This is a genomic window from Terasakiella pusilla DSM 6293, assembly GCF_000688235.1.
In the GTDB taxonomy this organism is placed as follows: domain Bacteria; phylum Pseudomonadota; class Alphaproteobacteria; order Rhodospirillales; family Terasakiellaceae; genus Terasakiella; species Terasakiella pusilla.
Genome location: NZ_JHYO01000002.1, coordinates 177214 through 197420 on the forward strand (window position 1 = coordinate 177214; position 20207 = coordinate 197420).

Annotated in this window: 19 protein-coding genes; 9 read left to right on the plus strand and 10 right to left on the minus strand. The window is 50.1% G+C overall.

The features are described 5' to 3' along the window. Nucleotides 1–166 precede the first annotated feature (166 nt). The 7 genes from pcaF to Q397_RS0102205 all read right to left on the minus strand — a co-directional run bounded on the left by pcaF (nucleotide 167) and on the right by Q397_RS0102205 (nucleotide 8048). On the minus strand, nucleotides 167–1372 hold the full coding sequence (gene pcaF, locus Q397_RS0102175) for a 3-oxoadipyl-CoA thiolase (RefSeq protein ID WP_028878016.1): 1206 nt from the start codon (nucleotides 1370–1372) through the stop codon (nucleotides 167–169). A gap of 4 nt (nucleotides 1373–1376) precedes the next feature. Then, nucleotides 1377–2924, minus strand: coding sequence for a 3-hydroxyacyl-CoA dehydrogenase PaaH (gene paaH, locus Q397_RS0102180; RefSeq protein WP_028878017.1), 1548 nt, complete (start codon nucleotides 2922–2924; stop codon nucleotides 1377–1379). Between the two features lie 4 nt (nucleotides 2925–2928). Continuing rightward, nucleotides 2929–3705 (minus strand): enoyl-CoA hydratase-related protein, encoded by a 777-nt coding sequence (locus tag Q397_RS0102185; protein ID WP_028878018.1) that lies wholly within the window; start codon nucleotides 3703–3705, stop codon nucleotides 2929–2931. A 10-nt stretch (nucleotides 3706–3715) separates the two neighbouring features. Further along, a complete protein-coding gene (locus tag Q397_RS0102190) occupies nucleotides 3716–5275 on the minus strand; it encodes a 3,4-dehydroadipyl-CoA semialdehyde dehydrogenase (RefSeq protein WP_028878019.1) in 1560 nt (519 codons plus the stop codon). 96 nt (nucleotides 5276–5371) lie between these two features. Next, the gene (locus tag Q397_RS20680) at nucleotides 5372–5863 is read right to left on the minus strand and encodes a hemerythrin domain-containing protein (protein ID WP_051609623.1); all 492 of its coding nucleotides are present in this window, start codon (nucleotides 5861–5863) and stop codon (nucleotides 5372–5374) included. A gap of 28 nt (nucleotides 5864–5891) precedes the next feature. Beyond that, nucleotides 5892–7469, minus strand: coding sequence for a benzoate-CoA ligase family protein (locus tag Q397_RS0102200; RefSeq protein ID WP_028878020.1), 1578 nt, complete (start codon nucleotides 7467–7469; stop codon nucleotides 5892–5894). A gap of 102 nt (nucleotides 7470–7571) precedes the next feature. Then, on the minus strand, nucleotides 7572–8048 hold the full coding sequence (locus Q397_RS0102205) for a 4-hydroxylaminobenzoate lyase (RefSeq protein WP_028878021.1): 477 nt from the start codon (nucleotides 8046–8048) through the stop codon (nucleotides 7572–7574). A gap of 170 nt (nucleotides 8049–8218) precedes the next feature. Between Q397_RS0102205 and Q397_RS0102210 the strand changes: the two genes are divergently transcribed. Beyond that, nucleotides 8219–9007 carry an enoyl-CoA hydratase/isomerase family protein gene (locus Q397_RS0102210; RefSeq protein ID WP_028878022.1) on the plus strand — a complete coding sequence of 263 codons (789 nt, stop codon included), beginning with the start codon at nucleotides 8219–8221 and terminating at the stop codon, nucleotides 9005–9007. 15 nt (nucleotides 9008–9022) lie between these two features. Next, nucleotides 9023–10054 (plus strand): zinc-binding dehydrogenase, encoded by a 1032-nt coding sequence (locus Q397_RS0102215; protein WP_028878023.1) that lies wholly within the window; start codon nucleotides 9023–9025, stop codon nucleotides 10052–10054. A gap of 44 nt (nucleotides 10055–10098) precedes the next feature. Here the strand turns inward: Q397_RS0102215 and Q397_RS0102220 are convergent, their stop codons facing one another. Then, nucleotides 10099–10890: an enoyl-CoA hydratase-related protein gene (locus Q397_RS0102220; protein ID WP_051609624.1), complete on the minus strand. Its 792-nt coding sequence runs from the start codon at nucleotides 10888–10890 to the stop codon at nucleotides 10099–10101. A gap of 90 nt (nucleotides 10891–10980) precedes the next feature. Beyond that, nucleotides 10981–11910: a LysR family transcriptional regulator gene (locus Q397_RS0102225; RefSeq protein WP_028878025.1), complete on the minus strand. Its 930-nt coding sequence runs from the start codon at nucleotides 11908–11910 to the stop codon at nucleotides 10981–10983. A gap of 117 nt (nucleotides 11911–12027) precedes the next feature. Between Q397_RS0102225 and Q397_RS0102230 the strand changes: the two genes are divergently transcribed. From Q397_RS0102230 to Q397_RS0102260, 7 genes are all read left to right on the plus strand, one after another. Beyond that, nucleotides 12028–12981: a TAXI family TRAP transporter solute-binding subunit gene (locus tag Q397_RS0102230; protein WP_028878026.1), complete on the plus strand. Its 954-nt coding sequence runs from the start codon at nucleotides 12028–12030 to the stop codon at nucleotides 12979–12981. A 2-nt stretch (nucleotides 12982–12983) separates the two neighbouring features. Continuing rightward, a complete protein-coding gene (locus tag Q397_RS20685; RefSeq protein ID WP_038012658.1) occupies nucleotides 12984–14861 on the plus strand; it encodes a TRAP transporter permease in 1878 nt (625 codons plus the stop codon). Further along, on the plus strand, nucleotides 14858–16195 hold the full coding sequence (locus Q397_RS0102240) for an acyclic terpene utilization AtuA family protein (RefSeq protein ID WP_028878027.1): 1338 nt from the start codon (nucleotides 14858–14860) through the stop codon (nucleotides 16193–16195). The genes Q397_RS20685 and Q397_RS0102240 overlap by 4 nt, the downstream gene beginning before the upstream one ends. A gap of 2 nt (nucleotides 16196–16197) precedes the next feature. Then, nucleotides 16198–16497, plus strand: coding sequence for an AtuA-related protein (locus tag Q397_RS0102245; RefSeq protein ID WP_028878028.1), 300 nt, complete (start codon nucleotides 16198–16200; stop codon nucleotides 16495–16497). A 126-nt stretch (nucleotides 16498–16623) separates the two neighbouring features. Next, entirely contained in the window at nucleotides 16624–16998 is a 375-nt protein-coding gene (locus Q397_RS0102250) for a hypothetical protein (RefSeq protein WP_156950614.1), read from the plus strand. After that, nucleotides 16962–17690 (plus strand): helix-turn-helix domain-containing protein, encoded by a 729-nt coding sequence (locus Q397_RS0102255; protein WP_028878030.1) that lies wholly within the window; start codon nucleotides 16962–16964, stop codon nucleotides 17688–17690. Before Q397_RS0102250 ends, Q397_RS0102255 begins: the two co-directional genes overlap by 37 nt. Before the next feature lie 120 nt (nucleotides 17691–17810). Next, nucleotides 17811–18095 (plus strand): hypothetical protein, encoded by a 285-nt coding sequence (locus tag Q397_RS0102260; protein ID WP_028878031.1) that lies wholly within the window; start codon nucleotides 17811–17813, stop codon nucleotides 18093–18095. Between the two features lie 112 nt (nucleotides 18096–18207). Here the strand turns inward: Q397_RS0102260 and Q397_RS0102265 are convergent, their stop codons facing one another. After that, complete coding sequence (locus Q397_RS0102265) at nucleotides 18208–20094, minus strand: autotransporter outer membrane beta-barrel domain-containing protein (protein ID WP_169737956.1); 1887 nt, start codon at nucleotides 20092–20094, stop codon at nucleotides 18208–18210. Between the last annotated feature and the right edge of the window lie 113 nt (nucleotides 20095–20207).

A 20207-nucleotide genomic window follows, 5' to 3' on the forward strand; every position in this document is an offset into this window, starting at 1 on the left:
AAAACTGTGGAGGAGCAAGGGGAATAAAAAATAAAAGCTTTTTAAAAGAGATTTTTTATCCTTGTTTTTGTTCAGATTCTTCAGAATTTCGGGGTGCGGTTGGAGGATTCTTAAAAAAAAGCTGCGCAGGGGTGCGCAGCTTGAAATATAATGCATATTGAGAGAGCTAGACCCGTTCAATGATCATGGCGATACCTTGGCCGACCCCAATGCACATGGTGCACAGGGCGTAGCGTTTTTGTTGGCGGTGCAGTTGATAGGTTGCGGTTGTGACAAGACGCGCGCCACTCATGCCCAGCGGATGGCCAAGCGCGATTGCGCCTCCTTGGGGGTTTATGCGTGGATCGTTATCGTCCAGCCCTAGATCCCGCAACACCGCAAGGGCTTGGGAGGCAAAGGCCTCATTGAGTTCAATAATATCCATATCGTCTAGGGACAGACCGCATTGGGCAAGGACTTTACGGGTGGCGGGTGCTGGCCCGATCCCCATGATCCGCGGGGCAACGCCCGCGGTTGCCATCCCGAGAATACGGGCCTTTGGTGTCAGGCCATGTTGGGTTGCTGCGTTTTCCGAGGCCACAAGCAGCGCACATGCCCCATCGTTGACGCCGGACGCATTGCCCGCGGTGACGGTTTTATCTGCACCATTTATCCCTTTTAGGGTCGCCAGTTTGTCAAGGGTGGTGTCCGCTCTGGGGTGTTCGTCGCGGCTAAAGCGTATCGGATCGCCCTTGCGTTGCGGCAAGGTGACGGGGATTAGTTCTTCTTCAAACAGGTTTTGTGCGTCGGCTTGCTGCCATTTTTTTTGACTGTTGAGGGCAAAGAGGTCTTGATCTGTGCGGTTGATCTTATAGTCTTCAGCCACATTGTCAGCAGTTTGCGGCATGGTGTCCACGCCGTATTTTTCTTTCATCAGCTTGTTGATGAAACGCCAGCCGATGGTGGTATCTTCAATCTGTGCGGTGCGGCTGAAGGCTGTATCGGCTTTGCCCATGACAAAGGGCGCGCGCGACATAGATTCAACACCGCCTGCGATACCCAGTTCAATTTCATCAGCTTTGATGGCGCGGGCGATGACGCCAAGCGCATCCATACCTGAACCGCATAATCGGTTGATGGTACTGCCGGGGACAGTGTCTGGCAGACCCGCGAGTAACGCCGACATGCGCGCGATATTGCGGTTATCCTCGCCAGCTTGGTTTGCGCAGCCAAAAACGACTTCCTCCAGTTTCGACCAATCGACATCTGGATTACGGGCCATCAGGGCTTTCAGCGGGATTGCCCCAAGATCGTCTGTGCGAACGCTTGATAACGTGCCGCCATATCGACCGATAGGTGTGCGAATGGCATCACAAATATAGGCTTGTTTCATCGTTTTAGTCTTTCTCTGCTAAGGTGTCGAGTTCGCGGCCTGCGGCAACCATTTTCAAAATCAGGGGGGAGAGACGGTAGCGGTCTTCCCCATAACTTTGGCCTAACCCTTTCAGGGTTTCATAAACGGTTGAAAGGCCGATCCGTTTGGTCCATTGCAACGGGCCGATGGGGTAATTGACGCCATTTTTCATGGCAATATCCACATCCTGAGGGCTGCAAACCTGCTGGTGCACCGCATCTGCGCCTTCATTTGCCAGCATGGCAACGGTACGCATGACGATCAGGCCGGGCAGGTCTTCGATCACATTCACCTGTTTTCCCAATCGCTGGAAAAAGGCAACCGCCTCAAGCAGGGCATCGTCTGTCGCTTGCAGTGATTTGGCAATGGCAATGCGCGGGGTTGTGGCATAGTCGAGGGCAAGATCAAAATGGATCAGGTTCTCAATGCCTTCTTCATGGCTGCGCACAGATGCAAAACGCCCATCGCATAGTTTTAAGACGGCGGAGCCAACTTTTATTTCTGCTGGTTTTGCCCGATTTTCGTCAATTTGAAGGTCCACACCCTCAAGGGTCTTGAGCATAGCAATAAGACTAGCGATCGCAGAACAATCACCGACCACGTCTATGCGCTCAACTGATCTATTCACGGATGGGTGGTCGTTGATTTTTATTGGTTGGGCAGTGTCGTGATAGTCATAAAAACCCGCGTTGGTTTTTCGCCCCAATCGTCCCGCATTGACCAGTTCTTTTTGGACAAGGGAGGGGAGGAAGCGGGGGTCACCGTAATAGGCGTCAAAAACTGAATTGGTGACAGCATAGTTCACATCATGGCCGATTAGGTCCATCAGTTCAAAAGGCCCCATTCGAAAGCCGCCGCAATCGCGCATGACGGCATCAAGGGTCGCAAAATCGCTGCCGCCTTCTTGCACTATTCTCAGGGCTTCCGCATAAAAGGGACGCGCGACCCGATTGACAATAAAGCCCGGTGTGGATTTGGCGTAAACGGCCTTTTTGCCCCATGCGGTTGCGGTGTCGTAAATGGTGGTTGCAACGTCTTGAGAAGTGGCAAGGCCGCTGACAACCTCAACCAATTTCATGATCGGGGCTGGATTAAAGAAATGCATCCCGACCAATCGCTCCGGATGTGTGAGGCCTGCCGCGATCGAAGTGATGGAAATGGACGATGTGTTACTGGCCAGAATGGTGTCGCTTGGGCAGATGTCTTCCAGTTTTTTAAAGAGGTCCTGTTTGACGTCCAGCTTTTCGACGATGACTTCAACAACCAAGGCAGCGTTGGCCAATTGGGCAAGGTCTTTTGCAGGCTTGAGGCGGCCCATCACAGCGTCTTTATGGTCTGACGTCATTTTCCCGCGGGCAACCAATTTGTCCAAACCTGTAGAAATGTGATGAAGGCCTGCGTCAACGGCGGCGGCGGAAAGGTCATAAAGCCAGACCTCATGCCCAGCCTGTGCGGCAACTTGTGCAATCCCGGCACCCATCGTGCCAGCACCGATTACACCGATGGTTTGAGTGGGGGGGAGGGCAGTCATGGGCTTAGCCTCCTTTTCTATTTAAAAAGGCAAGGACGCGTTGTTTGTAATCGGGGTGTGCGCCGGCTGTGCGCTGCAGGCTGCTTTCCAGTGCCAATTGTTGGGTGATGTCGTTGGATAGGCTGTGATTGAGCGCTTGTTTGGCAAGGGCCATGCCCAAGCTTGGTTGAGATATGAGCTTTTGGGCAAGTCCGTTGATGGTGTTATTTAGCTCGTCCGGTTCGACAACATCCCAAATCAGCCCCCATTCTTTGGCGTTGGCAGCAGGAATGGGGTCGCACAGTAAAATGCTGGCTGAGGCACGGGCAAACCCGGCCAGACGCGGCAGGGACCATGTTAGGCCGGAATCGGGGATCAACCCCAAGCGATTGAACGGAAAAATAAGGGACGCTGTTTTTGCCGCAACGACGACGTCACAGGCAAGCGCGATCCCCGCACCTGCCCCAACCGCAGGCCCGTTTAACGCACAGAGGACAGGGAAGGGAAAGTTGCGAATGGCGGTGATAATCGGGTTATAGCGCTGGGCGAGGGAGTCCCCTAAATCGGGCATGTCTTGGCCGTCCGGTACCCGTCGTTCTTCCAGATCCTGCCCGGTACAAAAGCCGCGTCCATTGCCTTGGATGATCAGGCATTTAACCGTGTCGTCATTTTCAAGTGCTGCAAAGGCGGTTGCAATTTCCCCCAACATGTCTTTGTTGAGGGCGTTCATGACGTCCGGGCGATTGAGATGTAGACGCGCGATATGGTCATCGCGCGTCAACTGAATATATGAGAAATCCATGTCTGTGACCTCAGGCTAGGGATAGCCCTTGATCAAGAAGCATCTGCGCCCGATCCGTGGTGGTTTGAATGGCACTGCGACGATGATAGAAATAGAGGCCACGAAGACCGCCCATTTCTTCCCCGCCGCCGGCACGACCGGGGCCGCCGTGGATGCATTGGGGCATCACGACACCGTGACCGGAATGTCCTTTGGCGATCAGCTCGTTGACGATCAAAACGCGCCCATGGCTGGCGGATAGGTCAAGGGCGGCTTGATGGGCAAAGGCATCATCGCGCGTAAAGACGGAACAGGCAAGCGAGCCGCCACCCATAGCGCCCAAGGTCAGGGCATCGTCCGCTGTTTCGTAGCCCATAACCGTTGCGACGGGACCAAAGACTTCAACTTCATGGACCTTCTGGGCGTGTAGCGGGTTTTCGCAGCGTAAAATCCGCGGGGCGAAAAAGGCCCCTTGGGCAGGATCCACGCTGAAGTTTGCATTGTCTTCACCAACCACGACTTCCGCTTCAGTTTGCAGTACTTTTAGACCTTCCTCTGCCGCTTTGAGTTGGGCCGCATTTACCAATGGTCCCATGCGGACATTTTCATCGCGCGGATCGCCAATGGTGGTTTTGGCCAAACGATCTTTCAAAGCCGAAATGACATCTTGTTCTCTGGTCTTCGGGACAATGATGCGGCGAATGGCGGTGCATTTTTGCCCGGCTTTTACGGTCAGTTCGCGCACAATTTCTTTGATGAAGAACTCAAATTCAGCATCTTCAGGTGTAACATCTGGGCCAAGGATGCAGGCATTTAAGCTGTCTGCCTCAACCGCGAAGCGCAGGTTGGAAGCGATGACATTTTTATGTTGGCGCAGCATATTTGCCGTGTCTGCTGAGCCTGTAAAGGCAACAAGGTCGTCACTTCCCAGATGATCCATAAGGTCGCGACCACCGCCACAGAGTAAGGATAGGGCACCTGCGGGCAGGATGTTTGCCTCTACCACATCTTTGACCATTTCATAGGACAGAAGGCAGGTCGCTGTCGCTGGTTTGACAAAGCTGGGCACACCGGCAAGGAGAGCGACGGCGACTTTTTCCCACATCCCCCAAGACGGGAAGTTAAAGGCGTTGATATGGACAGCAACCCCTTTCAACGGTGTTAAGATATGCAGGGCTTTAAAGTTTTCGTCGCGGGTGAGTTGTTCTGCCGGGCCTTCAACAAGGTAGGTTTGCTCACCAAGTTTTTTGCCCAAGGACGCATAATATTTGAGTGTGCCAATGCCGCCATCCACATCGAAACCAGCATCGCCGACCGTATTGCCGGAATTTTCTTGGGCGATTTGGTTATAACGATCGCGATTTTCTACCAAAATATCTGCGATTTGTCGCAGGAGCTGGGCGCGTTTCCCATACCCCAAGGCGCGCAAGGCCGGGCCGCCTGTTTTGCGTGAAAAGTCTAATGCAGACTTGAGGTCCAATCTCTGTCCGCACACAGTGGCAATGGGTTGATTGTTCACGGGATTGGTCAACTCGGTTTCGGGGCCTGTGCCCGTTAACCACTGGCCACAAAGGTAGCTTTTAATCTGCATTTTTATTTCCTATCTTTAAATTTTGGCGCAAATCCCCCTGATCACATGCTGGGCAATGACAGTATGTGTCGGGGTTTTCAGGGGATTTGACGGCGGTTAAAGCAAGTCGTTTTTCATATTCAGCTGGAAGGCTGCGTGAATTTCATGCCAATCTTCAGCGGTTAAATGTTCAACCGCCAAGGGGATGATTTCTTTTTCCTCTTTGCGCATATGGGCAAAATGGAAACGGGCATATTCGCGAATGGCATTTTCCAAGGCAGGCAGGTCGCCTTCCTTTTTAAAAGTCTTTAAGGACAGGCGCATATTTTTCAACAAGCCCGGTGTTTTTTTGTGTTCTTCTTCCAGTTCGGCCAACGCCTGGTCGGCGGCATGGGTGCGTTTGCGCAATAGGCGAAAGAGATATTGATCTTCCTTCGGGTGGTGTACTTTTTCGGGAATGGTTTCCACATAATCGAGCATTGCTGCTAGCAAAAACGGGTCGGCCTCGCGCTCGCCAGCCATGGCTTGTTCGATATGCTCCACCATGCCTTTTAATACCGAGCTGATGGAGATATGCTCATCTTTGATGATCGAGATTGCATCCTGCATTTTTCTATTCCAATAGTGTAATCAATGGTCAACGGAGTTTGAAACGTTGAATTTTTCCGGTTGCGGTCTTGGGAAGTTCCTCCATAAACTCAAACCAACGCGGATATTTGTAGGGGGCTAACAGGGACTTAACGTGCGCCTTCAGTTCATCTGCCAATTCTTGATCCCCGTTGTAACCATTCTTTAAGACAATAAACGCCTTGGGTTTGACCAGATCGTCATCATCTTGATGCCCGACCACGGCGGCTTCTAAAACGGCCGTGTGTTTGATGAGGGCGGCTTCAACTTCGATGGGGGAAACGTAGATGCCGCTGACTTTCAGCATGTCGTCCGTACGACCGGAATAGGTGTAGTAGCCGTCTTCGTCTTTTGTGTATTTATCGCCACTGCGGGTCCATTCGCCTTGGAAAGTCGCGCGGCTTTTGGTGCGGTTATTCCAATAAAATGCCGCACTGGTCGGGCCTTTGATGACAAGCTCGCCGGTTTCACCGACGGGGACTTCTTGTCCCTCATCATCCAGCAGTTTTAACTCATAGCCGGGGACGGGTTTGCCGGTTGTCCCATAGCGCACATTCTCAAGGCTGTTGGATAGAAAAACGTGAAGCATTTCTGTGGAACCAATGCCGTCAAGAATATGGATGCCGAAACGCTCAAACCAGCGTTTGCCCAAGTCTTCCGGGAGAGCTTCGCCGGCGGAGGTGCAAATTCTGAAGTTAAACTCTTCGACAGCAGGGAGGTCAGGGCTGGCAAGAATAAAGGCGTACAAAGTCGGTACGCCGTAAAAGATTGTCGGTTTATGAGTGATCAGACGTTCGCAGACCGACTCTGGCGTTGGTCGCTCAGCCATCAAAATCGTTGTGGCACCGACACTCATGGGGAAGGTTAAGCCATTGCCCAACCCATAGGCAAAAAACAGTTTTGCGGCGGAGAAAACCACATCTTGTTCGGTGATTTTCAAGATCGGACGTGCAAAATATTCCGCTGTTTGGATAAGGCTGGAATGAACATGCGCTGTCCCTTTGGGGGCGCCAGTTGATCCTGATGAATAAAGCCAAAAACAAACATCGTCGCACGTTGTCGGGGCGATAATGCAATCAGGGTCGGCTTGGTCGATCAGTTTGGCGATGGCATCAGGATGAATGTTGTTCGGGTCTGCAACAAGAAGGCGCTCCAATGTGGGGATGCGATCAAGAAGGGGCAGAAACAAAGGGTATAGCGCTTCTGAAACAACGGCAACCCGTGCGCGACTGTCCGTCAGCATATATTCATAGTCTTTTTGCGTCAGCAGCGTGTTGACGGCCACAGGCACGACACCCGCTTTGATGGCTCCCAAAAATGTGATGGGAAATTCAACGGTATCATGGACGCACATTAAGAGGCGGTCTTCCATGCGCAAGCCAAGGCCCTTTAGGGCATTTGCAAAGCGTGAGGTTTTGTCCTCCAACTCGCCATATGTGCAAGAACAGTAGTCATCCTTAAAGGCAACTTTGTCGGCGCGCCCAGCCTGTATATTTCGATAAAGCAGGTCATATGCTGCGTTGTATTGGCGGGGTATCTCAAGAGTTGGAATATTTCCATCATGATTAGCCGTACTCAAAGAAGGCATTCGCTCATTCTCCCAGTAATAAATATTGAAACCATTTCCCTATTATTTAAATGCCGAGTTTCCCGGTCATTTTTTTAGTCACCTTGATTTTAAGGCTTATTTTTAGTTTGGTTTGGTGAAGTCAATTTCACCATTTGGTAAAAGATATAGAACGATTGCTTCACCGTTTCGTACGGTTGGATAGTGTCCGCTGCCGGGGCTGTAGACTTTCCATCCCAAGCCTTGGCCGTCAAAATTAGCGGTTTCATCAAGGGGGAAGACCATATCGATTTCGCCTGTGGGATGGACATGATACGGGCCTTTAACATCTTTCATCAGAACCACATCGACGCTAAAGTCATGTGTTTCTGGTGACCGTTTGATCACGCGGCCATACCGCAAGCCTCCGGCTTCATATTTTCCCAACCATCCTTCGCTCATGCCCGTTTTACAGAGGGTTTGGATATCTTGAAAAAGCTCACCCTCAGGTGGGAAGGTGGTGGTCAAGGTTTCGGATAATTCTTTGGTGATAGGCGTGTTGCTCAGTTCTAGGGTGATCTGAGAAATCAATTTTTGCAATTTGCTGATCTGATCGGGCAAGTCACTCTCCTAGGGTCAAGTGTTGATTTCGACCAGTCTATTTAAACGAATTCTAAACAGCAAGCAAAAAAATGCATAATAATTCCTATTATTTTCATTTTTCATGCATTATATTGCCTGTTGGCGCTTTGATGCCCCTTCGTTGAAGTTCAGATTTAAAGGAAATGATAATGACACCGTCACTCGTCACCTACAGCACACAGAATGGTATTGCACTTATCGAGTTGAATAATCCGCCCGTGAACGGCTACTCCTATGAAATGTTCAAGCAGTTGGATGCTGCGGTCATTGATGCCCGTTTCGATAAAGACGTGCATGTTATTGTGATCAAAGGGGCGGGTGAAAAGTTTTTTTGTGCCGGTGCAGATATCGAAATGTTGAAAGGGGCGGACCCGCATTTTAAGTATAATTTCTGTTTGCATGCAAATGAAACCCTCTTGCGCTTGGAACATACACCAAAATTGGTGATCGCTGCGATTAACGGACATTGTGTCGGGGGCGGGCTGGAAATTGCGATGGCTGCCGATATTCGGATCGTGCGCGCAGGGGCGGTTAAAATGGGCTTGCCGGAAGTGGCACTTGGGGTGCTTGCCGGAACGGGGGGAACCCAACGCCTTGGCCGTATTCTGGGGAAATCAAAAGCGATTGAACTTATGATCAGCGGTGATATCTTTGATGAACATAAAGCTTTGGAACTGGGCATTGTGAACGCCATTTACGACAGTGAAACCTTTATGGAAGATGTGATGGCATATGCCGAGCAGTTCTGCCCGCCTAACAAGGCGGCAATGGCTGTCGGTCATATTAAAAGATCAGTCCAAAGTGGCGTAGATCTGCCACTGGAAAGCGGCTTGGCGCTGGAACGGGAATTGCAGCAAAGGCTCTTTACATCCGCAGACGCGAAAGAGGGGATTTCATCCTTTTTGGCGAAGAAGAAACCAGAATTTTCCGGTCACTGATTTTCGGAGATCCAGATGAAAGCTATTTTATTGCAGCAAAGGGGGCGAGAGGGCGTTGCCTATACATCATGCGACACCCCCGTCCTGTCGCAAGGCGAGGCCTTGGTGCGTATGGAAGCTGCCTCCCTTAACCGCGTCGATGTGTATATGAGGGAGAGTGGGGCCGGGATTACCCATGATTTACCCCAGATCATGGGGGTGGACGGTATCGGAAGGATTGAAAAAATCAGCGGTCCCTCTTCCCTGAAAGTCGGGCAGCGGGTGATCCTTTACCCCTATCGTTTTTGCGGAACATGTGAATTTTGCACCCAAGGGGATCAGCCTTTATGTGTGAACGCCAAAATTTTTGGGGAACATTGTGACGGCACGTTTGCGACCTATATTGCCGCGCCCACTCAAAGTCTGCTCCCGATCCCAGATCATTGCGATGGCGCTCAGGCGGCATCACTCGGGGTGGCCTATTTGACGGCATGGCGCATGGTTTTTACCAAAGCAGAAGCATCGGCGGGTAAAACCGCTCTGATTGTCGGGGCTGGGGGCGGGGTTGCTTGTGCCAGTGTACAACTGGCAAAACTTGCAGGCTGTCACGTGATCGCCACCACAACAGGGGCAGATAAAATAGACAAAACCCTAAAAGCCGGTGCAGATCATGTGATTGATTATCAAAAAGAAAATGTGGTCGAGCGAGTTTTGGCCTTGAGCGATGGACAAGGCGTGGATTTTGCTATCGATAATGTCGGGGAGGCAACATGGGGCAGTACGTTGCGGGCGCTGAAACGGGGCGGCAAGGTCGTGACGTGCGGGGCGACGACGGGCAGTCATCCGTCGGCTGATCTGCAACGGTTGTTTATCCGTCAACTCTCCATACTTGGCTCCACGATGGGCAGCTTGCAGGAGTTTGACCGTCTGGTGCGCGTTTTTACGTCGGGTCAATTGCAGCCCGTTATTGACTCCGTCTATCCACTGTCAAAAGCCAGCGAGGCGTTTGATCGGCTGGAAGACCCGCAGCGTTTCGGTAAAGTCGTCTTAACGATGACGGATCACTGATAAGTTTAGGCTGCCTGTAGGATCTCAGGCAGCCTAACCACGGCTTATGATCCCTTATAGACAGGGGGGCGTTTGTTGATAAAGGCGTCTGCCCCTTCTTTTTGATCGCTGGTGGAAAATAAGACAGCGAAGGCTTTTCGCTCAAACGCCAGTCCCGACTCCAAGAGGCTATCGCTTGCTTTCAACACGGCCTCTTTTGCCAGTTCAACGGCGATTGGGGCTTTTTGGGCGATTTTTTTCGCGATGTTGATGGCTTGATCCAGGGTTTCTTCCGGTGCGAAGATTTCCGCCACCAGACCGGCTTCATAGGCTTGTTTTGCAGACATGAAATCGCCGGTCAGTACATATCGCATGGCCTTTGATTTTCCCAGTAAGGAGGTAAAGCGCTGGGTTCCGCCCGCACCGGGGATAATTCCCAAGTTTATTTCGGGTTGTCCGAACTTTGCGTTCTCCCCAGCGACAATAATATCGCAATGCATGGCAAGTTCATTACCACCGCCCAAGCAATAGCCATTGACCGCGGCGATTAAGGGCTTTTTGAAATTCCGGATGACTTTCCAGGAGGCGGCGCGGGGGTCACGTAAGACATCTGCGGGTGATTTGGTCGCCATTTCCTTGATGTCCGCACCGGCTGCAAAGGCTTTTTGGTTTCCGGTTAGCACGACGCATCTGACATTTTCATCTTCTTCTGCTCTGACGAGGACCTGCGCAATTTCATCCAGAAGCTTGGTTCTGAGTGCGTTAAATTCGTTGGGTCTATTGAGTTGAATAACGAGGACACCGTCTTTTAGCGGATTTGTAATGATGTCATCAAAGAGTTGAAGTGAATATGTCATTTTAGTTCCCTGTTTTTTTATGAAAGTGAATTATATTTCATTTTGGGGGGGTATCCAACAGTCATGACATTTTTAAAAGGATCGAGGGAGCTATGTTTCAATCCCCATCTTTTTAAAGATGGAGGGGGCATGTTCGCTGGCAAATTCCAAAAAGGCCTGTGCTGCGGGTGATAACGTCACGCCGGATGGCCAGACAATGCCGATATCACGCGTGACCACCACATCGGTCAGCGGCTTTGTTTGTAAAGGTGATGTGCCAAGGGAAGGGATCGTCAGTTTGGGTAAGATGGAGATGCCAAGACCTTGCGCAATCAAGGCGCCCGCCGTTGCGAGGTGAGACACCTCATAGCGGATGGCCAGTCGGGTATTGCGCAAGGTGCAGACAGAGTCGACGATTTCACGAACCGTGGAGCCTTTGCTGATGGCGATAATGGGCAGACGCGAGATATCTTCCCAATTGTATGCTTCTTTGTCGGCGAGAAAAAGATGGGGGCTGGAGACGGCGACAAAAGGGTCGTTTGCGAGCTTACGAAAAGATAATTGCTTTCGTGTCGTATCTGTCCCTGCGGTAAAGGCCAGATCGGCCTCGCCACTTTCTAGGAGAGAGATGATTTGATGGTTCAAGCCATCGTGGATTGTGATATCCAGATTGGAATATTTTATTGCAAACGCTTCCAATAATTTGGGAAGCAAGCCGGATGTGATGGAGGGCAGGCCGGCAATGGCCAATTGTCCCCGTCCCTTTTGCAGGTAGGTTTGAAAATCTCTCTCGGCCTTTTCAACGGACTGAAGAAAGCGATGGGCCAATTCAATAAGGACTTTACCCTGATGGGTCGGGCGCACGCTGCGCGTATCACGGTCGAATAAGCGCACGCCTAAACGCACTTCAATTTTATTAATCTGTCGAGAGAGCTGCGAAGCGGACATGCCCAGTCGCTCCGCTGCCGGGCGAAAACCGTTTTCCTCGGCAATGGCGATAACCGCTTGATAATCCTCGATGCTCATACTGTTGCGTTTCATGCAACAATTATTGCTAATTAATAACTTTATCGCAATCTATTTTCCTGTTTAGATTTTTCCATCTATAAAAAACATTGCATCTGAAAATCAGGGCATTTTCGAAACTTGGAGGTTTCAATGAAGAAAATTATGGGCGTTCTGCTCAGCTCTCTGCTTGTCACAACTGCCGCGCAGGCAGCTGACACAAAATTACTCATCGGGTCCACGTCTGCATCATCTAGCCACTACGGTTATTTTGTTGCTGTCGGTCAATTGATTAACGAAAAAGTACCAGGGGTTCAGACCACTGTTGTGGAAACTGGCGCGACCATGGACAACATTCGTCGCATGTCACGCAATCAAGTTGACCTTGGCCTTGTGACAACAAATGTGGCACAACATGCTGTTTCCGGCACCAAAGCTTTTGAAGGAAAACCGCAAGACCTCGCCTTGTTGTGGGTTTATACGGGCGCCCCTCAAAATGTGATCGTGCGCAAAGATTCAGGCGTTACAAAGCTGGAAGACTTGAAAGAGGTACGTTTCAATCCGGGCATTAAAGGGTCTGCAACCGAGGCAACAACCGAAGCGGTGTTCAAAAGCCTTGATCTCAGCGCAGACTATGTCCGTGGCTCGACAACGGATATTGTCGGGGCGATCAAGGACAACCGTGTTGCAGGCTATGTTAAATCCGGTTCGGGCAACCGCCTTGATAGTTCGACAATGGATATTGCGACCACTGTAGAGATTGACGTTCTGGGCCTGAATGACGCGCAGGCTGCGACATTGCGTGATAAAATGCCTGATATCTCCGTTATTGATGTAACACCGACAGAGGGTAAGCCCTACAAAACATGGAGCTTTGGTGTCGGCGTTGCGGCGACATCCGCGATGTCTGAAGATGTTGCGTACCAGATTGTGAAAGCGGTCATGGAAGACAAATCCGTTCAGGCAAATGCAATGGCTGCGTTGAAAGATGCGAATATTGCACAGCGCACAACGACGTTTGGCACTTTCCCTTTACATAAAGGGGCTGCGCGCTGGTTTAAAGAACAAGGGATCGACATTCCTGCAGTCCTGCAACCCGGTAAGTAACAATGACTTTAAAATTAGCACATGTACAAAGGGCGTTTGCCGTCCTTGTGGGCCTGTTTGTCTTTTATACGGCGGCGACGGGACCCTTTGAAGGCTTAATCCAACGAGCTGTTTTTCTGGCGCTTGTTTGTCTTTTAGGCTTTTCCCTTTATCCACTGGGGGCCAAAAAAACGTGGTATCGCATCGGTCTTATGATCGATGCCGTCTTAAGCTCGGTTGCTGTCGCTGCATGTGCTTATATTGTCGTTAATTATGATCGTATCATGACCGAGTTGCCGTGGGCGACGACGTTTGACCTTGCCTTAAATGCTGGATTGGTCGTCGTCATTTTGGAACTCGGTCGGCGTACGGTTGGGTTGATCTTTCCCTTACTGGTCGTCACCTCCTTACTCTATGCCTATTTTGGCAACTATATCCCCGGAGATTTAGGGCATCGGGGATTTGATATCCTTTTTATGACGGAAACTCTTTATTTGGGTGATCTCGGCATTTGGGGGATGTTGACCGGCGTTGCTGCAACGATTATTGCGGCCTTTGTCCTCTTTGGTGCGGTTTTGCTGCATACCGGGGGCGGGCAATCCTTTATGGATATCGCCATGCGCCTAGGCGGACGTCAACCGGGTGGGGCTGCAAAAATTGCGACCATTGCCAGTGGTATGTTCGGGATGATTTCCGGCTCGGCTGTGGCAAATGTTGCGACGACAGGTAACTTTACCATCCCAATGATGGTGCGTCTTGGCTATCCACGGCCTTTTGCTGCGGCGGTAGAAGCGGTTGCTTCCACCGGTGGGCAAATTGCGCCGCCGATTATGGGGGCCGCCGCTTTTGTCATGGCGGAGATTGTCGGGGTGCCTTACGTCACCATTTTGTTTGCGGCAATTATTCCGGCTATTTTATTTTATGGCTCGGTCTTTATGACGGTGCATTTTGTTGCCATTCGTCGGGAACTTGCCGTCGTACCTGAAGACGAACTGCCACGATGGTCTACGATTTTACAGCCCCGAAAATTGTTGCCGATCGTCTGTGCGCTTGGTGGCTTGGGTGTCGGCATTTTCCTTGGGCGTTCGGTTGCAACATCAGCCTTTTATGGGATTTGCAGCTTGCTCGTGATTTTTGTTGTCACCTCTTGGGGGCAGATCAGCCTGAAGGAAATGTGTTCCAAAATCGTTGCAGGACTGGAAGATGCCGGGCGTGGCATGGTGATTATCGGTGTCCTGTTGGCTGGGGCTCAAATTCTCGTTTCTATGATCAATATGACGGGGGTTGGTGTCACGCTTTCTTCTATGATTGTGGCGATCTCCGGGGATCAGGTTGCGATTGTGTCCATCATTGTTGCACTGGTCTGTCTTGTGATGGGGATGGGATTGCCGACAACTGCGGCTTATGTCTTGGTGGCTGCGGTTCTTGCGCCAGCCATGACGGCTGTGGGCGTTGACCCGCTTGTTGCCCATCTTTTTGTTTTTTACTATGCGACCGTGTCCGTCATTACCCCGCCTGTCTGTGTTGCTGTCTTTGTCGGGGCGGGGATTGCGGGGACAAACTGGTTGCCTGCAGCTATTGAAGCCATGCGTTTTGGGGCCGTCACATATCTTGTCCCGTTTTTGTTGGTCATTTATCCCGGTATGACGATGCAAGGCGGTGGGCTGTCCATTTTAAATGCAGTCCTGAGCGGTGGTGTTTTAATCATCACGATCCCATGGCTGCTGTCTCGGGCGCGCTTTTTTACCTATCCTCATGCTGATAAAGCCTTTGCCATAGTGATAACGGGATTGGCCTTGTGGCCGCATTTTGCAGGTCCTGTCTGTGCCATTCTGTTGCTGTTAATCCTATGGAATATTCAAAAAAGGCAGGCAAATAAATCTGCTTCGGAGGGCGCATGAAGAACGTAAGAATTGGTGTTGGTGCTGGGTTTTCCGGTGATCGCATCGAGCCAGCGGCAGACCTTGCGCGCCATGGTGCACTTGATTATCTGGTTTTTGAATGTCTGGCGGAAAGAACCATTGCCTTAGCGCAAGGCGAAAAAGCCAAAGATCCGGCAAAAGGGTATGATAATCTGCTCGCGCGTCGTATGCAGGCCGTCCTTCCTGATTGCGTGAAAAACGGCACACGGATCATTACAAATATGGGGGCTGCCAATCCAGCGGCGGCCGCTGGTGTTGTCCGCGAGGTTGCGCGCACTCTTGGGATCAGCGGGCTTAAGATTGCGGCCGTTCTTGGGGATGACGTTTTGGACCTCGTCCTTAAACAGAGCGACAAAAATATCCTCGCTTGTCAGGAAAATGATATTCCAACGCAAACGATCATATCTGCGAACGCCTATCTTGGGGCAAAGCCTATTGTTGAAGCACTGGCTGCGGGCGCTGATGTCATCATCACCGGACGCGCGGCTGATCCTGCTATGTTTTTAGCGCCCCTCGTTCACGAGTTGGGTTGGTCTTTTGAAGATTGGTCATCCCTTGGAAAGGGGACGCTGTATGGTCATTTGATGGAATGTTCCGCGCAGATTTCTGGCGGATATTTTGCCGATGGCCTTCATAAGATCGTGCCGAATTTAAGCAAAGTCGGTTTTCCCTTTATTGATGTGTGTGAAGATGGGACGGCCGTTATCTCGAAACTCCCCCATAGTGGCGGCTTGATTTCTAAAGCGACCTGTACCGAACAGCTTCTTTATGAAATCCATGATCCGCAGGAATATTTCCAGCCGGATGTGATTGCTGATTTTTCTGATGTCGGCTTTCAAGAACTGGGTGAAAATAAGGTTCAGGTTTCTGGGGGCAGTGGCAAACCCAAGACCGGAAAAATCAAAGTGTCTGTTGGATATTCTGATTGCTGGATCGGTGAAGGGCAGATTTCATATGCCGGTCCCCTTGCCTTAGAACGGTCCAAGCTGGCACTCGAAATTTTAGAGGATAGATTGGTTGAGATTGCGCTCCCTGTTCAAGAGAAAAGGGCGGATTTGATCGGTATAGATTCCATTTGTGAAGGATCGTTTGATGGTCAGGCCATCCCAAACGAGATTAGAGTGAGATTTGCCGCACGGTGCCAAAACCAAGAGGATGCGGCGCGCATTGGCGAGGAAGTGGATGCACTTTACCTCAATGGACCATCAGGTGGGGGCGGCGTCACCAAACAAGTTCGCAAGGTTGTTTCAATCGCATCTTGTTATTTAGATGAAGATGCCATTGAAACCTCGATCGAATTTCTGGAGGTTTAAGCATGAAATTACTTGATCTAGCGCATGCACGCACGGGCGATAAAGGCAATACATCCAATATTTCGATCATCGCCTATCGTGAGGAAGATTGGCCTTTGCTGAAAGACTATCTAACCTGCGAGCGGGTAAAAGAACACTTTAAAGGGCTGGTGAAAGGTGAGATCGTGAGATACGAACTCCCTCAACTCCATGCGTTGAACTTTGTCATGCAAGATGCATTGCGCGGCGGCGTGACCCGTTCCCTTGCTATGGATGCTCACGGCAAATGCCTTGGTTCGGTCTTACTTTCGATGGAACTATGATGTCGCTTGATACAGTGCTGAGTTCATGCGGTGTTTTTTCTTTGTATAGTATATAAAGAATGGTGTAACTTAATAGTTTATAACGTAGTCTTTTCTTTTATTTAAGGTGGTGTTACGCGTTCATAAATGACAGAAGAAACGCCTACGCTACCTATTCCTACTGTGCATTTCGACACTTCGGCACTCGCCCCGAAGGAGCGTTTTGACGCGTGGCATCAGAATATGTCGGTTTTTTTTGATTTAGCGGCATTTGATGGTGGAAAGCCGAAAGTCGATATGAACGGGAAAATCACCGCCTGCAATTTGGGTGAGGCTGTTTTTGGTGTGACCCGCTCTGATGCGCAACTGTTTGAACGTCAGTCTGTAAAGATTGCACGCGACCATATGGATCATATATTGGTGCAGGTTTTCCTTGAAGGGGGGGGGGCATTACCGACAGGGATGAAAAGATTTCTGCGGGTGATATGTTTGTCATTGATCTGGATAAAGCCCACGCCATGAAGACAACCGCATTCAAGAACCTGACTTTGGTTTTACCCAGAGTCAGCATACCGGATTTATCAGAGCTTCTTTCCTCCCTTCATGGTCAACGGCTGTCAGCTCAAAACCCGATGGTTAGATTTATGGGCGAGCATTTAAAAGCTCTATGGCAGAATGTACCGGATATGAGCGCGAGTGAAGCCGCGGGTATGCTTAACGGTTCCCTCGGTCTCATGGAAAGCTGGCTGTCGCATGATGGGCGTTTGGTGGCGGACAGTACACCGGATGTCTCGGTCGCCCTTGGGAAATCAATTAAGCAACATATTGAACGCCATTTATCCGAACCAATGACACCACAAAAACTGGTTAAACAGTTTCGTATCTCCCGATCCCAAATCTATAGAATATTTGCGCCGTACGGTGGCGTTGCGCGCTATATTTGGGAAAGACGGATGATCCGTAGTCGGTATATGCTGACAAAATCTGCCTTTAACCACATAACGGTTGGCAGTGTCGGTTATGCATGTGGTTTTTTAAGTGAATCTCATTTTAGCCGAACTTTTAAATCCCGTTTTGGGGTTTCCCCGAGCGAAGTTCGCTTAACAGAGCAAGATGCAAATGTGATGGAGCGGGACCTGTGCGATAGGGGGCCTCTCTTTCCGTCTTGGATCTCTGAATTGCCTAAAAACTCATCCATTTCTATTCAACCTTAAACGGTTGTGCTGGAATATTCAGGCCAAAAAATCTGGACGAGTAGGCAAAGCTATTTTTCTTCAAATAGGTCAAACTTTCTTTAACGGACTATTCAGCCTTAAGTTTTGGGAGAAAATGATATGAGCGATGGAAAAATAAATAGCCCTGCGGCAAATGTTTGTGAATTTCGTAAACGTGTTGCCAGTGATGAAAAATTGCAAAAAGAAGTGTCTAAAGCAGTTGGGGACGGTACATGGGACCCCGCAGCGTTAATTAAAATTGGCGAGGCCAATGACCTGTCTTTCACATCTGATGATCTTGTAAATAACCTATTTTCAGAAGATGATGAATTGTCTGACTTCGAACTGGAAATGGTTGCAGCGGGTTGTGTTATCGGTGAGGCACATAACAAGGGAACGATATAAGTATTTATTAAAATAGGCAGTTAGGGAAAGTGTCTTTCACAGCCCTGCCTATTGCGGGCTTAGTAAATGATACTAAGTAGGCTTTCGCCTGTTTAAAATCATCGCTTGATGGTTAAAACTTGTATTCTAGGCCGATATAGCCACCCACTGATTTCTCGTCATTTCTCGCAAAGCTGGTTTCTATATCACCGACCAGTGTAATTTTTTCGTCGAGTGCGTAGCGGAAGTTGCCACCGATATAGCCGCCGATGGTGGAAGGATCACCGCCAGTTTGATAGCGGGTGTAGGAGGAGGCCTCATTTGCCAGTCCGATAACCACACCTTCGCGGCCAAAATAGCTATATTTTGCGCCCGTGCGCATTTCCAGCTCGCTCTGCCCGTTTGAAAGTTGCTGTTTTAGCGCCAACTGAACCCGCCCATTGATCGCATCTGCACCATGTCCTTTGACAGACAGGTTTGAGGATGTCGTACCTGTTTCGTCGTAAGCACCGTAATATCCGTATGTGTAATTAAGCGAGGCAGAGGGCAGGAGCTGGACACCATGTCTAATGTCAATGGTGCGGGTCAGGCCAATGGATGGACTGATATAGAGACTATTATAGTCAGACAGGGCCGTCTCTTCCCCAGCTAGATTATCGACGACGAAGCGCTTGTCGTGGTGGCGTTGATAGCCCGCGATCAGGGCAGAGTCAAATGCCCATTTTCCAAGAACATATTGGCCGTATCCGCCGATAAATGCGCCTTTAACCTCGCTATCAACCGAGGTTATATCTGTTTCCATCTGGGAGAATGCGCCCCCGCCAAAAAAAACGATACTATGTCCCTCAAGGGGGGGCTCATAGCCGGCAACGACACCCCCTGTTTTACTTCTATAGGCTAAAAGCCCGCCATTATCGCCGCGTTTGTTATATTCGCCCAAAAATTGCCCCCAAGCGAAAGACTTTTTTTGCGTAGGGAGCATCCCCGGTTCCAGCTCCGCAGAAGCGACAAGGACCGGGCGGCTTTTTTGGGAACGCGCCAATTGCTGGGTTACCGTGCGATGAATGCCCTTTGTCGTGGTCGCTAAAGAATTTTGTTTCGCCGATAGGGCGGTGGGATCGACTGTCAAAATGGTATTACCTGCTTTAAGGACAATTGATTTATTGTCTGAAGGCAGGTTGATCGTCCCAGGGTCGATTACGGTAAGTGCCATGGACCGAGCGCCTTTTTCCGCCTCGATATTAAGGACATTATCGGTGCGTCCGTTCATATCAATAGCCCCGATGATGGTCGCGCCGGATTTGATAGTGACAACGTCACCTGCCTTGAATTCTATCGCCTTAGCGTTTGACCCAAGGGCAATGACCGTACCGCCAATGGTGGCTGATGCGTCTTGTGCTATTACGTGGCTAAAATTTATACCAATAGCATTATCACCTGTTACCCTGATCAGACCTGTATTGTGAAAATGGTTTGACGCCGAAATGTTTACGCCTTTTCCGTCGTCTCCGTTAACGATAATTGATCCGTTATTCGTTGCCGTGGCATTTGCTGCCCACAAAGCTATCCCAATTTTTTCGCCATTAACGAGGATTACTCCATTATTTATTATAGTGGAATTCGTTGCATCCGTTAGGGCATAAATACCTCCTGCAGCTGATTCTATGAGTCCATTATTTGTCATAACGTTGTTCTGGCCCCTGAGCAGGACAGGAGTGTTAAGTGTAGCTGAACTGCGGATTGATCCGTAATTTATGAGTACTGCATCTGTCGCTGAGACATCTGTATAAAAACCGACCCCCCATTTCGCAATAATATCGCCATTGTTCACAACCTTTGCGCCGACCCCCTCCAATGAAACACCTCTCGCAGAGGTGGCGTTGGGAGGGTTTGAGACATCAAGGGTAGCGCCTTTTTTAATCACCCCGCTTTCTCCCGCCGACAAGGTTTGCGTGGTTTGCTCGGTTGTGCCGTTTAAGATGGTAAAGTTGGCAGCCTGCGCCCCTGTTGCGGATAACATGACGAAGGCCAATGCAGTACTAACGCGCAGGGACGTGTACATGCGTACGGGAGATGTGGGGGTTTTTCCACTGGCCTTAAGATGCGTGGAAAGGGAAAGCGGAAGAGCGCTGA